The sequence below is a fragment of the Serratia sp. Z4 genome (assembly GCF_009900725.1).
GTDB classification, from domain to species: domain Bacteria; phylum Pseudomonadota; class Gammaproteobacteria; order Enterobacterales; family Enterobacteriaceae; genus Serratia; species Serratia nematodiphila.
In genome coordinates, this window is the sequence record NZ_JAAABD010000002.1 from 707,838 (window position 1) to 723,950 (window position 16,113).

General features: G+C 60.6%; 18 protein-coding genes. 12 read left to right on the forward strand and 6 right to left on the reverse strand.

Annotated elements, in window-relative coordinates; translation table 11 throughout:
• Positions 1 to 25 precede the first annotated feature (25 nt).
• A complete protein-coding gene (locus GT753_RS11250) occupies positions 26 to 1,078 on the reverse strand; it encodes an SDR family oxidoreductase (protein ID WP_131164871.1) in 1,053 nt (350 codons plus the stop codon).
• Between the two features lie 110 nt (positions 1,079 to 1,188).
• On the opposite strand from GT753_RS11250, the gene GT753_RS11255 reads away from it, so the two are divergent.
• Positions 1,189 to 2,121 (forward strand): LysR family transcriptional regulator, encoded by a 933-nt coding sequence (locus tag GT753_RS11255; RefSeq protein WP_160125586.1) that lies wholly within the window; start codon positions 1,189 to 1,191, stop codon positions 2,119 to 2,121.
• 3 nt (positions 2,122 to 2,124) lie between these two features.
• On the opposite strand, the gene GT753_RS11260 is transcribed toward GT753_RS11255, so the two are convergent.
• The 3 genes from GT753_RS11260 to GT753_RS11270 all read right to left on the reverse strand — a co-directional run bounded on the left by GT753_RS11260 (position 2,125) and on the right by GT753_RS11270 (position 3,073).
• Entirely contained in the window at positions 2,125 to 2,517 is a 393-nt protein-coding gene (locus GT753_RS11260; protein ID WP_004935144.1) for a YidB family protein, read from the reverse strand.
• Positions 2,518 to 2,612: 95 nt separating this feature from the next.
• Complete coding sequence (locus tag GT753_RS11265; protein WP_004935146.1) at positions 2,613 to 2,861, reverse strand: GlsB/YeaQ/YmgE family stress response membrane protein; 249 nt, start codon at positions 2,859 to 2,861, stop codon at positions 2,613 to 2,615.
• Between the two features lie 14 nt (positions 2,862 to 2,875).
• The gene (locus GT753_RS11270; protein WP_004935148.1) at positions 2,876 to 3,073 is read right to left on the reverse strand and encodes a hypothetical protein; all 198 of its coding nucleotides are present in this window, start codon (positions 3,071 to 3,073) and stop codon (positions 2,876 to 2,878) included.
• 628 nt (positions 3,074 to 3,701) lie between these two features.
• Between GT753_RS11270 and GT753_RS11275 the strand changes: the two genes are divergently transcribed.
• Together GT753_RS11275 and yjdN are read left to right on the forward strand one after the other, a co-directional pair.
• On the forward strand, positions 3,702 to 4,622 hold the full coding sequence (locus GT753_RS11275; RefSeq protein ID WP_075685127.1) for a Kdo(2)-lipid IV(A) acyltransferase: 921 nt from the start codon (positions 3,702 to 3,704) through the stop codon (positions 4,620 to 4,622).
• A 176-nt stretch (positions 4,623 to 4,798) separates the two neighbouring features.
• The gene (gene yjdN / locus GT753_RS11280) at positions 4,799 to 5,218 is read left to right on the forward strand and encodes a VOC family metalloprotein YjdN (RefSeq protein ID WP_021505787.1); all 420 of its coding nucleotides are present in this window, start codon (positions 4,799 to 4,801) and stop codon (positions 5,216 to 5,218) included.
• Positions 5,219 to 5,233: 15 nt separating this feature from the next.
• On the opposite strand, the gene GT753_RS11285 is transcribed toward yjdN, so the two are convergent.
• The gene (locus GT753_RS11285; RefSeq protein ID WP_015378344.1) at positions 5,234 to 5,428 is read right to left on the reverse strand and encodes a hypothetical protein; all 195 of its coding nucleotides are present in this window, start codon (positions 5,426 to 5,428) and stop codon (positions 5,234 to 5,236) included.
• A 160-nt stretch (positions 5,429 to 5,588) separates the two neighbouring features.
• Between GT753_RS11285 and GT753_RS11290 the strand changes: the two genes are divergently transcribed.
• Entirely contained in the window at positions 5,589 to 7,142 is a 1,554-nt protein-coding gene (locus tag GT753_RS11290; protein ID WP_160125587.1) for a sensor domain-containing diguanylate cyclase, read from the forward strand.
• A 479-nt stretch (positions 7,143 to 7,621) separates the two neighbouring features.
• The gene (locus GT753_RS11295; RefSeq protein WP_015378346.1) at positions 7,622 to 8,515 is read left to right on the forward strand and encodes a Kdo hydroxylase family protein; all 894 of its coding nucleotides are present in this window, start codon (positions 7,622 to 7,624) and stop codon (positions 8,513 to 8,515) included.
• A 43-nt stretch (positions 8,516 to 8,558) separates the two neighbouring features.
• On the opposite strand, the gene paaZ is transcribed toward GT753_RS11295, so the two are convergent.
• Positions 8,559 to 10,625, reverse strand: coding sequence for a phenylacetic acid degradation bifunctional protein PaaZ (gene paaZ, locus GT753_RS11300; protein WP_015378347.1), 2,067 nt, complete (start codon positions 10,623 to 10,625; stop codon positions 8,559 to 8,561).
• Positions 10,626 to 10,942: 317 nt separating this feature from the next.
• Between paaZ and paaA the strand changes: the two genes are divergently transcribed.
• From paaA to paaG, 7 genes are read left to right on the forward strand one after another with little or no spacing between them, the layout of a single operon-like run.
• Positions 10,943 to 11,881, forward strand: coding sequence for a 1,2-phenylacetyl-CoA epoxidase subunit PaaA (gene paaA, locus GT753_RS11305; RefSeq protein ID WP_015378348.1), 939 nt, complete (start codon positions 10,943 to 10,945; stop codon positions 11,879 to 11,881).
• Between the two features lie 21 nt (positions 11,882 to 11,902).
• Positions 11,903 to 12,190 (forward strand): 1,2-phenylacetyl-CoA epoxidase subunit PaaB, encoded by a 288-nt coding sequence (gene paaB, locus GT753_RS11310; protein ID WP_004935173.1) that lies wholly within the window; start codon positions 11,903 to 11,905, stop codon positions 12,188 to 12,190.
• A gap of 8 nt (positions 12,191 to 12,198) precedes the next feature.
• Positions 12,199 to 12,957, forward strand: a complete 759-nt coding sequence (paaC, locus tag GT753_RS11315) for a 1,2-phenylacetyl-CoA epoxidase subunit PaaC (RefSeq protein WP_015378349.1) — start codon at positions 12,199 to 12,201, stop codon at positions 12,955 to 12,957.
• A 9-nt stretch (positions 12,958 to 12,966) separates the two neighbouring features.
• Positions 12,967 to 13,464, forward strand: coding sequence for a 1,2-phenylacetyl-CoA epoxidase subunit PaaD (gene paaD, locus GT753_RS11320; RefSeq protein WP_015378350.1), 498 nt, complete (start codon positions 12,967 to 12,969; stop codon positions 13,462 to 13,464).
• 13 nt (positions 13,465 to 13,477) lie between these two features.
• The gene (gene paaE, locus GT753_RS11325; protein WP_021505789.1) at positions 13,478 to 14,536 is read left to right on the forward strand and encodes a 1,2-phenylacetyl-CoA epoxidase subunit PaaE; all 1,059 of its coding nucleotides are present in this window, start codon (positions 13,478 to 13,480) and stop codon (positions 14,534 to 14,536) included.
• 8 nt (positions 14,537 to 14,544) lie between these two features.
• Positions 14,545 to 15,318 carry a 2,3-dehydroadipyl-CoA hydratase PaaF gene (paaF, locus tag GT753_RS11330; RefSeq protein WP_015378352.1) on the forward strand — a complete coding sequence of 258 codons (774 nt, stop codon included), beginning with the start codon at positions 14,545 to 14,547 and terminating at the stop codon, positions 15,316 to 15,318.
• Positions 15,319 to 15,321: 3 nt separating this feature from the next.
• Positions 15,322 to 16,113 (forward strand): 2-(1,2-epoxy-1,2-dihydrophenyl)acetyl-CoA isomerase PaaG, encoded by a 792-nt coding sequence (gene paaG, locus GT753_RS11335; RefSeq protein ID WP_015378353.1) that lies wholly within the window; start codon positions 15,322 to 15,324, stop codon positions 16,111 to 16,113.

The following is a 16,113-nucleotide window of genomic DNA, read 5'->3' on the forward strand; positions in this document are numbered from 1 at the left end:
TGCTGCGGGGAAACCAATGCCACGTTCAGGGAATGATGCCGCGGCGGCGGAACTCATCGAACAGTGAGAAAAACATGGCTTCGGTTTCGACAAACTGGTGGAAACCGAAGCGCCGCGCCTTGCTGCCATCCGCGAACATGTCATAGTCCCAGGAAAAGACGAAATCGGCGAAACGCCAGCCGGCCACCGCGCGATAGTCAGGTTCGGCCAATTGGTGCCGCTGCGCCAGCTCCCGCCACAGCGACGCTTTGTCCGTCATCATGATCTCCAGCGACATCGGCAGCGGCGGCGCGCATTCCAGCCCAAAGTAAGCGGCGATTTTCGGCCACATCTCGCTCCAGCGAAACAGATCGCCGTTGTTGATATTAAACGCCTGATTGGCCGCCGCAGGTTCGGTCGCCGCCCACAGCGTGGCGCGCGCCAACAGCCCGGCGTCGGTCATTTCCAGCAGGCTGTGGTAAGCGCCCGGTTTACCCGGGAAGCGCAACGGCAGCCCGAGCGCTTTGCTGATCGACGCGTAAACCGCGATGCTTAACGCCAGATTCATCGGGTTGCCGAGGGAGAAGCCCCCCACCACGCTTGGACGGATGGCGCTCCAACGCCAGCGTTTGCCGGCCTGCCGCTGCGCCAGATACTGCTGCTGCGCCACGTTAAACTCCGGCGGCATATGCCCGGCATCGCTTTCGCGCGCCGGCGTTTTAAACGGCCCCAAATGCGCGCCATACACCTTATAACCCTGCATCAAACTGATGTGCTCCAACGCCGGCGCGATCGGCTCCAGCCCTTCGACAACGTGTTGCAACATCTGCAGGTTCGGCGCCACCAGCCCCGCCCAGTCCGGCGCATCCTGATAGGCGGCATAGAAAACGTGACTAATCGCGCTCAGCGGCCGCAGCGCGTCGCGCGTCGCCGCCGCATCCAGCAGATCAACCTGAAGGTGGCGCACCCCCGGCGCCGATTGTCCCCCCCGGCGCGAGACGCCCACCACTTGCCAGCCCTGACCGGTCAGCTCCTCAATCAATCGGCGCCCAATCACGCCATTGGCGCCGATCACCAATGCCTGTCGCTTTGTATCCATCTTGCCACTCCTCAGGTTGTCGATACCCTGAGTGTCATTGATTAGTAATACTTGCGGTAGAAGAGACCTTCCACTAAAACTTATAAGAAAAATCTATAGGCAAGATCGACATGGATAAGCTGAACGCAATGAAAACCTTTATGCGGGTGGCGGAGCTGGGCAGCCTCTCGGCCGCCGCTCGCGATCTGCGTTTGACGCAGCCGGCGGTCAGTCAGCAAATCGCCGGTCTGGAGCAGCAACTGGGGGCACAACTGCTGTTTCGCAGCACCCGGGCGGTCACCCTGACCGATGCCGGCAGCAGTTATTATCAGCGCCTCAAACCGATTCTGGCGGCGGTCGATGAAGCGGAAGAAGTGCTGCACGGCCAGCACCACCAGTTACAGGGCAATCTGCGCATTCATGCCCCGACCGGGTTCGGGCAGTTGCACGTCACGCCGCTGGCCATCGCTTTCCAGCAACGTCATCCGAACCTCGCCATCGAGCTGCTGCTGGACGATCGTCGCGCCGACGTGATCGGCGAAGGCATCGACATGGCGCTGCGTTTCGGTGAACTGCATGCGCCCGGCATGGTGGCTAAACGTTTGGGCGAGCTGCAACGCCTGCTGGTGGCGTCACCGGCCTACCTGGCCAAGTATGGCGCTCCACGTTCGCCGGCGGAGCTGGCTAAACATGCGCACATTCGTTACAGCGGTTTGAACGACGGCGATACGCTCACTCTGTTCGGGCCGCACGGCCCCGAGATGGTCGCTCTGCGGCCCACGTTCCGCGCCAACAATACGCTATCGCTGCTGGCCGCCATTGAGGCTGGAGCCGGTATCGGCGGCGCCCAACGGCCTTTAATCGCCCAGCAGCTGGCGACGGGGGCGCTGGTGCCCGTTTTGCCGGAATACCGCTACCCGCCCATGGCACTGCACGCGGTCTATCCCGCTTTACGTTTTATTCCGGAGAAAGTGCGCGCCTGGGTGGCGCATCTGCAGCAGGCGTTGACGGCGATCGAGGGAATTAGCGGAGTGAATGCTCCCGGCCAGACGCCGGGAGCCTAATCATTATTTGAACAGTTTACCGACCATATCGCCCAGCTCGTTGCTGTCTTGCTGCACTTCACCGTTTGGTGAGGCGGCATCCGCGACCGTTGGCAAGAACTGTGCAATGGTGCTGGACGCCTGTGCAGGATCGATGCCCAGCTTTTCAGCCAGTTGGTTGATGGCGTCGCTACCCAACGCCTGCTGCACATGGTCGCCGGTAATCGGCTGATTTTCGCCATTGCCGAGCCAGGAACCGACGATATCGCCGAACTGCCCCTGACGGAACTTGTCCAAAATGGCCTGCAGGCCGCCTTGTTGCTCGACCCACTGCATAATGGCGATGTAGTCGATACCTTTACCACCGTTGGCGCCGCCGCCCAGAATGTTACCCAATACGCTATCGAACAGACCCATGATATTCCCCTTTCAGCGGGTACGGCCCGCGCCGCACCGCCGGATTGATTTCACGAAAAAGGGCCGCCGCGGCGACCCTGTTGAGCAACGGCTGCTTAGCCTTTGATCTTCCTGTAGACAAAAAGCACCACCAGGGCACCGATGACCGCCACCACAAAGCTGCCCAGGTTAAAACCGTCAACGCGGCCCATACCGAAGAAGGTGCTGATATAGCCGCCGACGACGGCGCCCACGATCCCCAATATAACGGTCACAATAAAGCCGCCGCCGTCTTTGCCCGGCATAATCCACTTGGCCAGGATACCGGCGATTAAACCAAAAATGATCCAGGAAATGATGCCCATCTTTACTCTCCCTATTACCTTTTGCCTAACAGAAATCCTATTACCAGGCCCACGACGGCGCCGGCGCCTATCCCCGCCCAAGGGTTATCCTTGAGGCAGGCACATGATTGCTCGAGCGCTGCTTTTACACCGCTGCTCACTTCGCAGGCGGTGGTTTTCACGTAGTCGCTCGGTTGCTCAACACCGTTTAGATCGTCATTTTCATATGACATGTCAAATCCTTACAGACCAACCCTCTGAGAATTTCGTCACATGTTTCGCGCCAGGCGCCATCCGCTCCGCGATCTTGCTCTGGGCAATCTGCCCGCTGCCGCTCAATGCGGAGGCTTCCGGCGGCAAACGCACAACTTCACACTATGACTATAGTAAAAAATCAGCGGTTTACCTATTTCCGTCCGTCTGAATTTCACCATACAAAAAACGATCTGATTTCATCCCGCTGTCATCTTGCAAGGCTAAACTTTAAACATATCCTCCGGGAGGAAACGCCGATGTTCAATGCACCTTTTGTCCTGATCCTCGCGCTACTGTACGCACTGGCCGCCGCTTGGGACGGTTCCGTAGCGTTACTGTTTCATTAAGGTTACATAGCCGTTGTCACTTTTGCGATGCGCTTAATTGTGTCTTTATTTTTCAATTTCGCCAGCCGATTGAAATAGCGGAAAACATCCCCTCCTCCCTCGGTAAAAATCCTATTTCGCTTCGTTTTTCGCCTGCGTTTAAATAAAGCGTAAAAAAAGCATTAATGGAAAATTCTGTTTAGCACAAAATATTCTATCATCTTCCTCATGACAATTTGGGTTAAGGTCCCATTGGCAAAGAAAAGGAATGACAGGAAAAATGCTTTATAACCAACGCTTTGAGCGCGAATTCTTGCGCCCTCGTTATTGGTTGTTGTGGATAGGACTGGGAATACTCTATCTCTTGGTATTACTGCCCTACCCGCTCATTTATCGGCTCGGACACGGCCTTGGCAGAATAGCCATGCGCCTAATGAAACGCCGGGTAAAAATAGCGCGCCGCAATTTAGAACTCTGTTTCCCCGCAATGCCCACCGCCGAGCGCGAGGCGCTGATCGTCAAAAATTTTGAGTCCGTCGGCATGGGCCTGTTCGAAGTCGGCATGGCCTGGTTCTGGCCCGACTGGCGCATCGCCCGCTGGTTCAAGGTGAGCGGCATGGAAAACATGCGGCTGGCGCGTCAGGACGGCAAAGGCGTTCTGCTGATCGGTCTGCATTTCCTGACGCTGGAACTGGGCGCACGCATTTTCGGCATGCAAAACCCCGGCATCGGTGTGCATCGCCCGCACAACAACAAGCTGATGGAATGGGTACAGACCCGCGGCCGGCTGCGCTCGAATAAATTCATGATCGATCGTAAAGATATCAAAGGCATGATCCGCAACCTGAAACAGGGCGAAATCCTGTGGTACGCGCCGGATCACGATTATGGGCCGCAAAGTAGCGTATTCACACCGTTCTTCGCCGTGGAAAATGCCGCCACGACCACCGGCACCTTTATCCTGGCGCGCATGGGGCGGCCGTCGATCGTGCCTTTCGTGCCGCGCCGCCTGCCAAATGCTCAGGGCTATGAGCTGATCGTGCAGCCGCCGTTGACGGACTTCCCGCTGGATGATGAAACGCGCGCGGCGGCCAAGATGAACCGCGTGGTGGAAGAACAGGTGCTGCTGGCCCCCGACCAATACATGTGGCTGCACCGCCGCTTTAAAACCCGCCCACCCGGCGAACCGTCGCTGTATTGACCCCCACGCGCCTTTGCCCGTCACACCGCCGACGAAGGCGCGCTCACCTCGCACAAGCATTCTGCGCCAGGGGAACTACACTAGTAAGTCACCGACGGCAATTATTGCCGCCAGCAATCATTTCGTCCGCCCGAGAGTCGGTCGTTGCCTGTCGGGCCATAATCGAGGTCAATGTCATGCTGGTACAACCCTATCTGTTTTTCAGCGGTAACTGTGAGCAAGCGATTAACTTCTACGTACAGCAGTTGAATGCCAAAGTTGAAATGGTCATGCGCTTTAAAGACATGCCCGAAGAAGCCCGGCAAGGCGGATCGCAGGACGTCAATCCGGAAGCGATCATGCATGCGCGCCTGCTGATCGGCGAAGGCGTGCTGATGGCCTCCGACGGCTGTCCGCAGGATGACAGCGGCGGTGCTTCTCACAAAGGTTTCTCGCTGTCGCTGAACCCCAGCGATGCGGAACAAGGACGCAAACTGTTCGACAATCTGGCGCAGGGCGGCCAGGTGACGATGCCTTACCAAGCCACCTTCTGGGCCAAAGGTTTTGGCATGCTGACCGACAAATTCGGCGTCAACTGGATGATCAACGTCGAATAACCCCGCATGGCGCCGCTAGCCATAGCGGTGCCAGTCATACGCCGCCTTGGCGAACAGCACGAACAGCAGCGCCAACAGCACCAATCCCAACCGCCAATAGGGCGACCGGCGGCGGCGCCAGGCGAAGTACATCATCACCGCCAGCGTTCCCAGCGTAAGGGGGTAATACACCGCCAGCGTCAGTAAAGCGATAATGATGTAATCAGACATGGCTCTTTCACTCCGAGGTGTTCACACCGCCGCTGATGCGGGCAGCGATCGACCTTTCGCCTTATCGCCTCGTTAAAGGCTAGAGGTCTGGCGCATTTATGCATAAAATATAAGATTGCTCTTAACTCAAACTGAATAGTAATCAAACAACAAGGGTGACATGACTCAGCAGCAACCCATACAGGATGCCGTGCCGGCGCGCAGCGTTAAAAGCTCCCCATTATTATTTCAGGCCGGCGTGTTTGTCATCATCGTTGCCGCCACGCTGATCCTCTTTAACAGCTGGCAAATCTGGAACGCACACCAGCGCGATCTGCGCAGCGCCGAGCATGAATCCGCCAACCTCGCCCGCTCGCTGGCACAGCATGCCGACGATACTTTCATGCAGGTGGACGGCAATCTGCTCGATCTGACCGAACGTCTCCAGAACGACGGACTGGGGCCATCGCAATTGACCCGGCTGCAGCGGGTGATGCAAACCCAGGCCGGCAACCTGCCGCAGCTGCATGGGCTGTTTCTCTACGATGCGCGCGGCCGCTGGCTGGCGACCTCCTCGGGCAAGTTCATCAAGAACGCCAACAACGCCGATCGCGAGTACTTCATATACCATCAAAACCGCGATGGCGGCGGTCTGTACATCGGCAAGGTGATCCGCAGCCGCACCACCGGCGATCTGATCATTCCCGTTTCGCGGCGTTTCAACAACCCGGACGGCAGCTTTGGCGGCGTGGTGCTGGCGACGCTGTACATCGATTATTTCCGCCAGTTTTACGATAGCTTCGCCCTCAACACCGACGCCTCACTGAACCTGCTGCTGGCGGACGGCACCATCCTTTACCGCCGCCCTTACTCGGCGGCGTCGATCGGTAAAAACATCGCCAAGGGTGTGCTGTTCAGCGAAATTTTGCCGCATTCGGAATTCGGTAACGCCACCATCACCTCGCTGTACGACAAAGTGGAGCGCATCTACGGCTATTCGCGGGTCAACCGCTTTCCGCTGGTGATCGCCGCCGGGCTGTCGAAACGCGACGCGTTGGCGGACTGGCGCACCGACGCCGGCCTGTTCGCCGTCGGCGGCCTCTCGCTGCTGATGATCCTGTTGGCGATGGGCATGGTGCTGCTGCGGCAAATCAAGCACAGCATGCAAACCGAAGCCGAGCTGATGCGCACCCGCGATCAGCTGACCAGCATCAACCAGATGCTCGAAGAGCTGGCGCTGCTGGACGGCCTGACCGGGCTGGCCAACCGCCGCCAGTTTGATATCGCGCTGAAGAACGAGCTGGCACGGGCTTCGCGCAACTACCGCAGCGTGGCGCTGCTGATGCTGGATATCGACTATTTCAAACAGTACAACGACAGCTATGGCCACGTCGCCGGTGACCAATGCCTGCAGCAGATCGGCCAAACGCTCAAAGGGTTGGCGTGCCGCAGCAACGACGTTCTGGCGCGTTACGGCGGCGAAGAGATGGGAATTATCCTGCCGGATACCGACGTCCAGGGCGCACTGATTTTCGCCGAACGCGTCATCAACGCGGTGCGCGATCTGAAAATTCCGCATCAGGGTAATCCGCACGGCATCGTCACCATCAGCATCGGTATCTGCGCCAAAGTGCCGCATATGTATAACGATACGCCGATCAGTTTTATCAATGAGGCGGACAGTGCGTTGTATCAGGCCAAGAAAAAAGGCAAAAATTGCATTTACGGCGCTTAATCATCAATCGGGCCACCAAATTTTGGCGGCCCGATTTATTACCAACCAAAATGAAATAATTCCTCTCCGCAACATTATTTCCCCGGTTTACCCTGCGCTCTGAATAAAATAACGCCAATAATAAGCATAATATTTATTTCCATTAAAATTCAAAAAGATAAAAAATCGCCCTTCCACAGACAATTCGTGCCATTTTTGATTATTCGTGCCTACGCGCAGTCCCGTTTAGCCCTCGTTTACTTTTCATTGGTATTGCCGGTGATATCCTTATCAGGACTATTCTCTATATCAGGAAGCCATCGCACGCTTCGGCGCACTGCGCCCTGCTGATACATCCATAATAGAACCCACAAATTTCACGTTGCAATTGAGCGGCCTGTTGACGCCGCTCCAGCCAGCCACTGCGCAAGCCAGTGCAGCCAATCACGCGGCAACCTGAAAGACGGGAATAAAGCGATATAGATTTGCGAGGAGATCTCATGCCTACTGGCGATATTATGCGTGAACAGGCCGTCCTGACGCTGCCGTTGCGACAATGGGCGGCAGCGGAAGCATCCAGCGCGGTCAGCGAACTGGAACAGGGCAAGGTACTGTTTCTGCCCGAACTGGCCTTCCCCCTGTCTGAACAGGAAATGCCGCTGCTGGATCCGACGTTGGTCGATCCGAAGCGCAAAAACATCAGCTATCAGCCGCTGTCCGGCAAACTGAGCGGCGTCGCCGTTGCGGAACGCCGGCAACAGGTTCAGCAACTGCTGGAGCGCTATTATCAATCTTGCCGCCAGCTGATCGCCGGGCTGTTGCCCGAGTATCAGGAGGCGCTGCACCACCCGACCGGCAGCCTGCGTTTGCACCCGGTTTCCGCCTGGCGGGCGACCAGTTCCTGGCGCAAAGACGACAGCCGCCTGCACGTTGACGCTTTCCCGTCGCGCCCGAACTACGGCGAACGCATTCTGCGCATCTTCACCAACATCAACCCGCACGGCGAGCATCGCCAATGGCGCGTCGGCGAGCCGTTCCCTGAGCTGGCGGCACGCTTTATGCCGCGCCTCGCACGCTACTCCGCCCTCAGCAGCTGGCTGCAGCATCAGGTGCGCATCACCAAGACCCGCCGCAGCCATTATGACCACCTGATGCTGCAGTTGCATGACGCCATGAAGGCCGACGGCGATTATCAGCAACGGGGTCCGCAGCTGGCGCTGGAATTCCCACCGGGCAGCAGCTGGATTTGCTTCTCGGATCAAACGCCGCACGCCGCAATGGGCGGCCAGTTTATGCTGGAACAGACCTTCCTGTTGCCGGTGAACAAGATGCAGGATCCGCAGCGTTCGCCGCTGAAAGTGCTGGAACAGCTGCGCGGGCAGCCGCTGATCTGAATGGCTCGCCGCCGCCGGGATGCCGGCGGCGGCGAAACGCGCATTATGCCTCGAAGTCCCCTTGCTGGCGCGCCACCAGCGTCAGAATGCTGTAGAGCGCCACCGGTTGCTGTTCCTGATTCAACACCTGAACATCCCACACCACCACGCCGTGCGGCCGATCTTCGGCGGTTTTTTGCGGCTTGCGGATTTTCTTTTTGCAGGTCAGCCGCACCTGAATGGTGTCGCCGATCTTCACTGGTTCGATAAAGCGCAGATTCTCCATGCCATAGTTGGCGATCACCGGCCCGACGGCGGCGTCGACAAACAGCCCGGCCGCAGCGGACACCACAAAGTAACCGTGCGCCACCCGCTCGCCGAACAGCGAATCGGCGGCGCCGATCTTGTCCATGTGCGCGTAAAAATGGTCGCCGCTCAGGCAGGCGAAGTTGACGATATCCGCTTCGGTCACGGTGCGGCGCGCGGTCAACAGGCTGTCGCCCAGCTGCAGCTGCTCGAAGTATTTCCGGAACGGGTGCACCGGATGTTCGGCGACCGGCGCACCGCGCACCCATTCGCCGCCGATGGCCGCCAGCATCGCCGGGCTGCCCTGGATCGCCGTGCGCTGCATATAGTGCTTCACCGCGCGCAGTCCACCCAGCTCTTCACCGCCGCCGGCGCGCCCCGGGCCGCCGTGCACCAGCATCGGCAACGGCGAGCCGTGGCCGGTGGATTCCGCCGCCGCCTGCTCATCCAAAATCAGCATACGTCCGTGAGCGCAGGCCGCCGCGCGGATAAAGCGCTTGGCCACTGCCGGATCGGCGGTCACCAGCGATCCCGCCAGGCTGCCCTGCCCCAGCAACGCCAACGCGATCGCCTGCTCGGTATCCGCATACGGCATCAGCGTCGCCACCGGGCCGAAGGCCTCAGTGCCGTGCACCGCCTGATGGGTGAACGGATCGGCGCAATACAGCAGGGTCGGCGGATAAAACGCCCCACCGCGCGCGCCGTCGCCCATCACTTCCAGCTTATCCAACGACGCGCCGCACAGCGGTTCGCAGCCGTTGCGCAGCAGGAACTCCACCTTGCTTTGCACATCATCACGCTGCTCGTGGCTGACCAGCGCCCCCATGCGCACCTGCTCCAGCTGCGGGTCGCCCACCGTCACCCCCGCCAGACGCTGCAACAAGGCCTGACGCACCGCCGCCACCTGCGCCGCCGGCACGATGATGCGGCGGATCGCGGTGCACTTCTGCCCCGCCTTGGCGGTCATTTCACGGCACACCTCTTTGATAAACAGAGCAAATTCCGGCATCTCCGGCGTCACGTCTTCCGCCAGCACGCAGCAGTTGAGCGAATCAGCCTCCATGGTGAACGCGATCGATTTTTCCAACAGGCGCGGATGCGCCCGCAGCCGCTGGCCGGTCTGCGCCGAACCGGTGAACGTTACCGCATCCTGATAATCCAGGTGCGCAAACATGTCGCCGACGCCGCCGCATACCAACTGCAGCGCGCCTTCCGGCACTAGCCCGCTGTCGACGATCAGCCTGACCATCGCCTGCGTCAGCTGCGCGGTGGCGGTGGCCGGCTTGATGATAGCCGGCATGCCCGCCAGCCAGGTCGGCGCCAGTTTTTCCAGCATGCCCCAGCAAGGGAAGTTGAAGGCGTTGATATGCAGCGCCACGCCGGGGCGCGAGGTCAATACGTGGCGGGCGGCGAACTGCGCCTGCTTCGACAGCGGGATCAGCTCATCTTCCGGCCACAGCGTATCGTCCGGCAGATCGCGGCCGGCCATGCCGGCATAGGCGAACAGCGTGGCGATGCCGCCTTCGATATCGACCCAGCCGTCGCTGCGCGTCGCCCCGGTTTGATAGGAAATCTGATACAGCGCCTCTTTATGCGCCAGCAGGTGTTTCGCCACCGCTTTCAGCATCTGGGCGCGCTGCTGGAATGTCATGTGCGCCAGCGCCGGGCCGCCGTGGCTGCGGGCATAGCTCAGGCTGGCCGCTAACGGCAGGCCGTCGGAGCAAACCTGGTACAGCGCTTCGCCGGTTACGGCGTGACGGATCTCGCGCGCCTCTCCCTGCCCGTACACCCAGGCGCCAGAAAGATAACTGTGTAACTGCTGCATGTGCCCTCCGGAATTCATAAATTTTCACCATACAGCTTAATTACGTATCACATAAATGCCAGTCGACGCCAAACTCAATTTTAACAAAAAGAGAACAAGAAGCGCTTTCAAGCCGTTTACCCTGGCATTAATACGGAGTCACTTTTTATATTTATAAAATAAAATCAAATGATTAACAAAAACACTTGTGAGTGCGCTCGCAAAACCACATAAATCTCGTTTGATCTTTTTGTTATCAGTTTGTAGCCTTATGGTTAGTTAAAGTGATTCACATTTTTATATTTAGTGTGAAAAACACGAATCACCAAGAGGCAAGCATGACAACTGACGCACAGTATCAGCAGCATTTCGACGACAAGATCGCGGCGGATATCGCCATTGAGGCTAAAGACTGGATGCCGGACGCCTATCGTCAGAACCTGATTCGGCAGATCGGCCAACACGCCCACTCGGAAGTCATCGGCATGCTGCCGGAAGCCAACTGGCTGACGCGCGCCCCCACGCTGCGCCGCAAGGCGGTGCTGCTGGCCAAAGTGCAGGATGAGGCCGGCCACGGTCTGTACCTCTACAGCGCCGCCGAGACCCTCGGCTGTTCGCGCCAGGACATCTACCAAAAGATGCTCGACGGCAAGATGAAATACTCCTCTATCTTCAATTACCCCACGCTCAACTGGGCGGATATCGGCGTGATCGGCTGGCTGGTCGACGGCGCCGCCATCGTCAACCAGGTGGCGCTGTGCCGCGCGTCCTACGGCCCCTATGCGCGGGCGATGGTGAAGATCTGCAAAGAGGAGAGCTTCCACCAGCGCCAGGGCTACGAGGCGGTGATGGCGATGGCCAACGGCAGCGACACGCAGCGCGCCATGCTGCAGGACGCCATCGATCGCTTCTGGTGGCCGGTGCTGATGATGTTCGGCCCGAGCGACGCCGACTCCCCCCACAGCGCCCAGAGCATGGCGTGGAAAATCAAACGCCACAGCAACGATGAGCTGCGGCAGAAGTTCGTCGACAACACCGTACCGCAGCTGGAAGCGCTGGGCATGACGGCGCCGGATCCGGATCTGCACTGGGATGCCGCTGCCGGCCACTATCGCTTCGGCGAGATCGACTGGAGCGAGCTGCATGAGGTGATCAAAGGGCGTGGCCAATGCAACCACGAACGCCTGCAGGCCAAACGCCGCGCCTGGGAAGACGGCGCCTGGGTGCGTGACGGCGCCATGGCCCACGCCGCGAAAAACGCCGCTTCCGCCGCATAGCCAACATAAGGAACCGAGATCATGAGCCACGTTGAATGGCCGCTGTATGAAGTGTTTATCCGCAGCAAACAAGGGCTGGCGCATCGCCACGTTGGCAGCCTGCACGCCGCCGACGACCAAATGGCGCTGGAAAACGCCCGCGACGCCTACACGCGCCGTAATGAAGGCTGCTCGATTTGGGTGGTGCAATCCCGCCATCTGATCGCCTCGCAGCCGGAAGATCGCGGCGCCTTCTTCGATCCTTCCGAAGACAAGATCTACCGTCATCCGACGTTTTACACCATTCCCGACGGCATCAAGAACATGTAGAGGCGACCATGACGGTTAACGATCCGCGCATCAGCTATTTGCTTCGCCAGGGCGACACGCCTCTGATCCTCGCCCAGCGCCTGTGTGCCTGGTGCGGCCACGCGCCCGAGCTGGAGATCGATCTGGCGTTGGCCAACATCGGGCTCGATCTGCTCGGCCAGGCGCGCAACTTCCTGGGCTACGCCGCCGAACTGGCTGGGCCGCCCTGCAGCGAAGACAGCCTGGCCTTTGGGCGCGACGAACGCCAGTTTCATAACCTGCTGCTGGCGGAACAGCCGAACGGCGGTTTCAACGACACGTTGGTGCGCCAGTTCCTGCTCGACGTCTACCACGTGCAGCTGCACCAGGCGTTGAGCCGCAGCGGCGATGCGCAGATCGCCGCCATCGCTGCCAAGTCGTTGAAGGAGGCCGATTACCACCTGCGCTTCAGCCGCGGCTGGATGATCCGCCTCGGCGACGGCAACGACATCAGCCACCGCAAGATCCAGCAGTCGCTGGATAACCTGTGGCGCTTCACCGCCGAGCTGTTCCACGCCGACGCGCTGGAGCTTGAGCTGGCGGAACAGGGCATTGCCGTCGATCCGCGCGAGCTGCAGGCTCCCTGGCAAGCGCAGGTGGAAGAGACACTGCGCCAGGCGACATTGACGCTGCCCGCCGAGCAGGCGTTCCGTCACGGCGGCAAACAAGGCCGACACAGTGAACACCTCGGCCCGCTGCTGGCGGAGATGCAGTTCCTGCAACGCGCCTATCCAAACGGCCAATGGTAGGAGGCCGCGATGAACGTCACTCGTTTGCAACCTGCTGAAATCCCGCAGATTTGGCACTGTCTGCAACAGATCAGCGATCCCGAGCTGCCGGTGCTGTCGATCACCGATTTGGGCATGGTGCGCGACGTGGCGCGCGACGGCAACGGCTGGCGCGTGACCTTCACCCCCACCTACTCCGGCTGCCCGGCCACCGAATTTCTGCTCAACGCCATCGAGCAGCGGCTGACGGCCGCCGGCTTCAGCCCGGTGCAGGTGGACATTCGCCTCAGCCCGGCCTGGACCACCGATTGGATGAACGCCGACGCCCGCGAACGGCTGCGGCAATACGGCGTAGCGCCGCCGCAGGGCCACACCTGCGATCGGCCGCACGCCCACGGCCCGGTCGCCTGCCCGCGCTGCGGCAGCACCCACAGCGAGAAGATCAGCGAGTTCGGCTCTACCGCCTGTAAAGCGCTGTACCGCTGCTGCGACTGCCGGGAACCGTTCGACTACTTCAAATGCATATAGGAGCGCTGACACCATGACGGTCTTTCATCGCCTGAACGTCGCCGCCATCGAGCGCGAAACGCCGGACGCCGTAGCCATCACCCTGCGGGTACCCGAAGAGCTGCAAAACCAATACCGCTACACCCCTGGCCAGCACCTGACGCTCAAGGCGCTAGTCAACGGCGAAGAGCTGCGGCGTTGCTATTCCATCTGCAGTTCACCGCAGGAAGGCCTGCTGCAGATCGGCGTAAAAGCGATTGATCAGGGCCGTTTCTCCGGCTTCGTCAACCGCATGCTGAAAGTCGGCGATGCGCTGGAAGTGATGGTGCCGCAGGGGCGCTTCGGCTATCAGCCGCAGGCGGAGCGCCGCGGCAACTATCTGGCGATCGCCGCCGGCTCCGGCATCACGCCGATGCTGTCGATCATCAAGGCGACGCTGCAGCTCGAACCGGGCAGCAGCTTCACCCTGATCTACGGCAACCGCAACAGCCGTTCAATGATGTTCAAAGAGGCGCTATCGGATCTGAAAAACCGCTATCCGCAGCGTTTTCAGCCGCTGTACCTGTTCAGCCAGGAGAGCCTCGACAGCCCGCTGCTCAGCGGCCGCATCGACCGTGAACGCCTGGCGGCGATCGGCGGCGCGCTGCTGGATTTCCGCGACTATGACCACGCCTTCATCTGCGGGCCGGAATCGATGATGGACGACGCGCAGACCGTGCTGGAACAGGCCGGCGTTCCGGCCAACCACATCCACAGCGAACGTTTCAACACCAGCGGCCTGGTCGCCCGCCCGCGCCACAGCGTTGATCGCAATGCCACCCGGGTGGCGATCCTGCTCGACGGCCGCCGATTGGATATCGAGGTCGGCGAACAGGACGACAGCATTCTCGATGCCGCGCTGCGCCAGGGCGCCGATCTGCCCTACGCCTGCAAAGGCGGCGTGTGCGCCACCTGCAAATGCCGGCTGAAGGCCGGCCAGGTGGAGATGGGCGTCAACTACAGCCTGGAGCCGGATCAGCTGGCGGCGGGCTACGTATTGAGCTGCCAGTCGTGGCCGAAAGGCGACGGCGTGGTGTTGGACTTCGACGTCTAGGAGCCGCGATGGATACCCCCTTTATTTTGCATCAGCAGCAACACCGCGTGGTCACGCTGACGCTGCATCGCCCGGAGGCGCGCAACGCCCTGAGCACGCCGTGCCTGGAACAGCTGGTTACCCGGCTGGAGCAGGCTGACGCCGACAGCGGCGTGGGCGCCGTGGTGATCGCCGGCGCGGCGCGCTTCTTCGCCGCCGGGGCCGATCTGCGCGAACTGCAACAACAGGATCTGCCGGCCGCGCTGGCGGACAGCCGTCCGCAGCTGTGGCAGCGGCTGGCGCAGTTCAGCAAGCCGCTGCTGGCGGCGGTGAACGGCTATGCCCTGGGCGCCGGCTGCGAGTTGGCGCTGGCCTGCGACATCGTTATCGGCGGCGAAAGCGCCCGCTTCGGCCTGCCGGAGATCACCCTCGGCCTGATGCCGGGGGCCGGAGGCACCCAGCGCCTGATCCGCTGCGTCGGCAAGTCGCGCGCCAGCCAGATGGTGCTGACCGGCGAAGCCATCGACGCCCGCACCGCGCTGCACTCTGGCCTTATCAGCGAAGTGTGCGTCGATGCCCTGACGCTGGAGCGCACGCAGCAGATTGCCGATCGCATCAGCCGTCAGGCGCCGCTGGCGCTGCGCGCCGCCAAACAGGCGCTGAAACAGGCCGAGGAGATCGGCCTTAGCCAGGGGCTGGCGATGGAGCGTCAGCAATTTGTCACCCTGGCCGCCACCGACGATCGCCGCGAAGGCATCGCCGCCTTTTTCGAAAAACGTACGCCAAACTATCAGGGGCGCTGATTTATGGATAACGCATTGATTCTCAGCCATCTCGACGCCGGCGTGTTGACGCTGACCCTCAACCGGCCGGATCGGCTCAACAGCTTTAATGACGAGATGCATCGCCAGTTGAGTGAAGCGCTGACGCAGGCCGAGCGCGACGACAGCGTGCGCTGCCTGCTGATCGCCGGCGCCGGCCGCGGTTTCTGCGCCGGGCAGGATCTCAACGATCGCAACGTCAGCGCCGATCAACAGGCGCCGGATCTCGGCCTGTCGGTCGAACGTTTCTACAACCCCCTGATCCGCCGCCTGACCGCCCTGCCGAAACCGGTGGTATGCGCGGTCAACGGCGTGGCGGCCGGCGCCGGCGCCGCGTTGGCCCTGGCGTGCGACATCGTCATCGCCGCCGACAACGCCGGCTTTATTCAGTCGTTCTGCCGCCTGGGGCTGGTGCCGGATTCCGGCGGCAGCTGGTTCCTGCCGCGGCTGGCCGGCCACGCCCGCGCCATGGGCATGGCCTTGCTGGGTGACAAAATCAGCGCCCAACAGGCGCTGGAGTGGGGCATGATCTGGCAGGTGGTGCCGGCGGATGAATTGGCCGACCGCACGCAAACGCTGGCGCGCCATCTGGCCACCCAGCCGACTTACGGTCTGGGTCTTATCAAGAAAGCCATCTACAGCTCGGCCACCAACAGCCTCGATCAGCAGCTCGATCTGGAGCGCGATCTGCAGCGATTGGGCGGCCGCAGCGACGACTACCGCGAAGGCGTCAGCGCGTTCTTCGCCAAACGCACGCCAAACTTCAGCGGGAAATAG

What these genes read in the sequence shown, in the direction of transcription:
- paaC (WP_015378349.1), top strand. Translation starts at nt 12,199, where the DNA reads ATGACGGTTAACGATCCGCGCATCAGCTATTTGCTTCGCCAGGGCGAC.
- GT753_RS11285 (WP_015378344.1), bottom strand. Translation starts at nt 5,428, where the DNA reads ATGTCTGATTACATCATTATCGCTTTACTGACGCTGGCGGTGTATTAC.
- GT753_RS11250 (WP_131164871.1), bottom strand. Translation starts at nt 1,078, where the DNA reads ATGGATACAAAGCGACAGGCATTGGTGATCGGCGCCAATGGCGTGATT.
- yjdN (WP_021505787.1), top strand. Translation starts at nt 4,799, where the DNA reads ATGCTGGTACAACCCTATCTGTTTTTCAGCGGTAACTGTGAGCAAGCG.
- paaB (WP_004935173.1), top strand. Translation starts at nt 11,903, where the DNA reads ATGAGCCACGTTGAATGGCCGCTGTATGAAGTGTTTATCCGCAGCAAA.
- GT753_RS11290 (WP_160125587.1), top strand. Translation starts at nt 5,589, where the DNA reads ATGACTCAGCAGCAACCCATACAGGATGCCGTGCCGGCGCGCAGCGTT.
- paaD (WP_015378350.1), top strand. Translation starts at nt 12,967, where the DNA reads ATGAACGTCACTCGTTTGCAACCTGCTGAAATCCCGCAGATTTGGCAC.
- GT753_RS11255 (WP_160125586.1), top strand. Translation starts at nt 1,189, where the DNA reads ATGGATAAGCTGAACGCAATGAAAACCTTTATGCGGGTGGCGGAGCTG.
- paaE (WP_021505789.1), top strand. Translation starts at nt 13,478, where the DNA reads ATGACGGTCTTTCATCGCCTGAACGTCGCCGCCATCGAGCGCGAAACG.
- GT753_RS11270 (WP_004935148.1), bottom strand. Translation starts at nt 3,073, where the DNA reads ATGTCATATGAAAATGACGATCTAAACGGTGTTGAGCAACCGAGCGAC.
- paaA (WP_015378348.1), top strand. Translation starts at nt 10,943, where the DNA reads ATGACAACTGACGCACAGTATCAGCAGCATTTCGACGACAAGATCGCG.
- GT753_RS11295 (WP_015378346.1), top strand. Translation starts at nt 7,622, where the DNA reads ATGCCTACTGGCGATATTATGCGTGAACAGGCCGTCCTGACGCTGCCG.
- GT753_RS11265 (WP_004935146.1), bottom strand. Translation starts at nt 2,861, where the DNA reads ATGGGCATCATTTCCTGGATCATTTTTGGTTTAATCGCCGGTATCCTG.
- paaZ (WP_015378347.1), bottom strand. Translation starts at nt 10,625, where the DNA reads ATGCAGCAGTTACACAGTTATCTTTCTGGCGCCTGGGTGTACGGGCAG.
- paaG (WP_015378353.1), top strand. Translation starts at nt 15,322, where the DNA reads ATGGATAACGCATTGATTCTCAGCCATCTCGACGCCGGCGTGTTGACG.
- GT753_RS11260 (WP_004935144.1), bottom strand. Translation starts at nt 2,517, where the DNA reads ATGGGTCTGTTCGATAGCGTATTGGGTAACATTCTGGGCGGCGGCGCC.
- paaF (WP_015378352.1), top strand. Translation starts at nt 14,545, where the DNA reads ATGGATACCCCCTTTATTTTGCATCAGCAGCAACACCGCGTGGTCACG.
- GT753_RS11275 (WP_075685127.1), top strand. Translation starts at nt 3,702, where the DNA reads ATGCTTTATAACCAACGCTTTGAGCGCGAATTCTTGCGCCCTCGTTAT.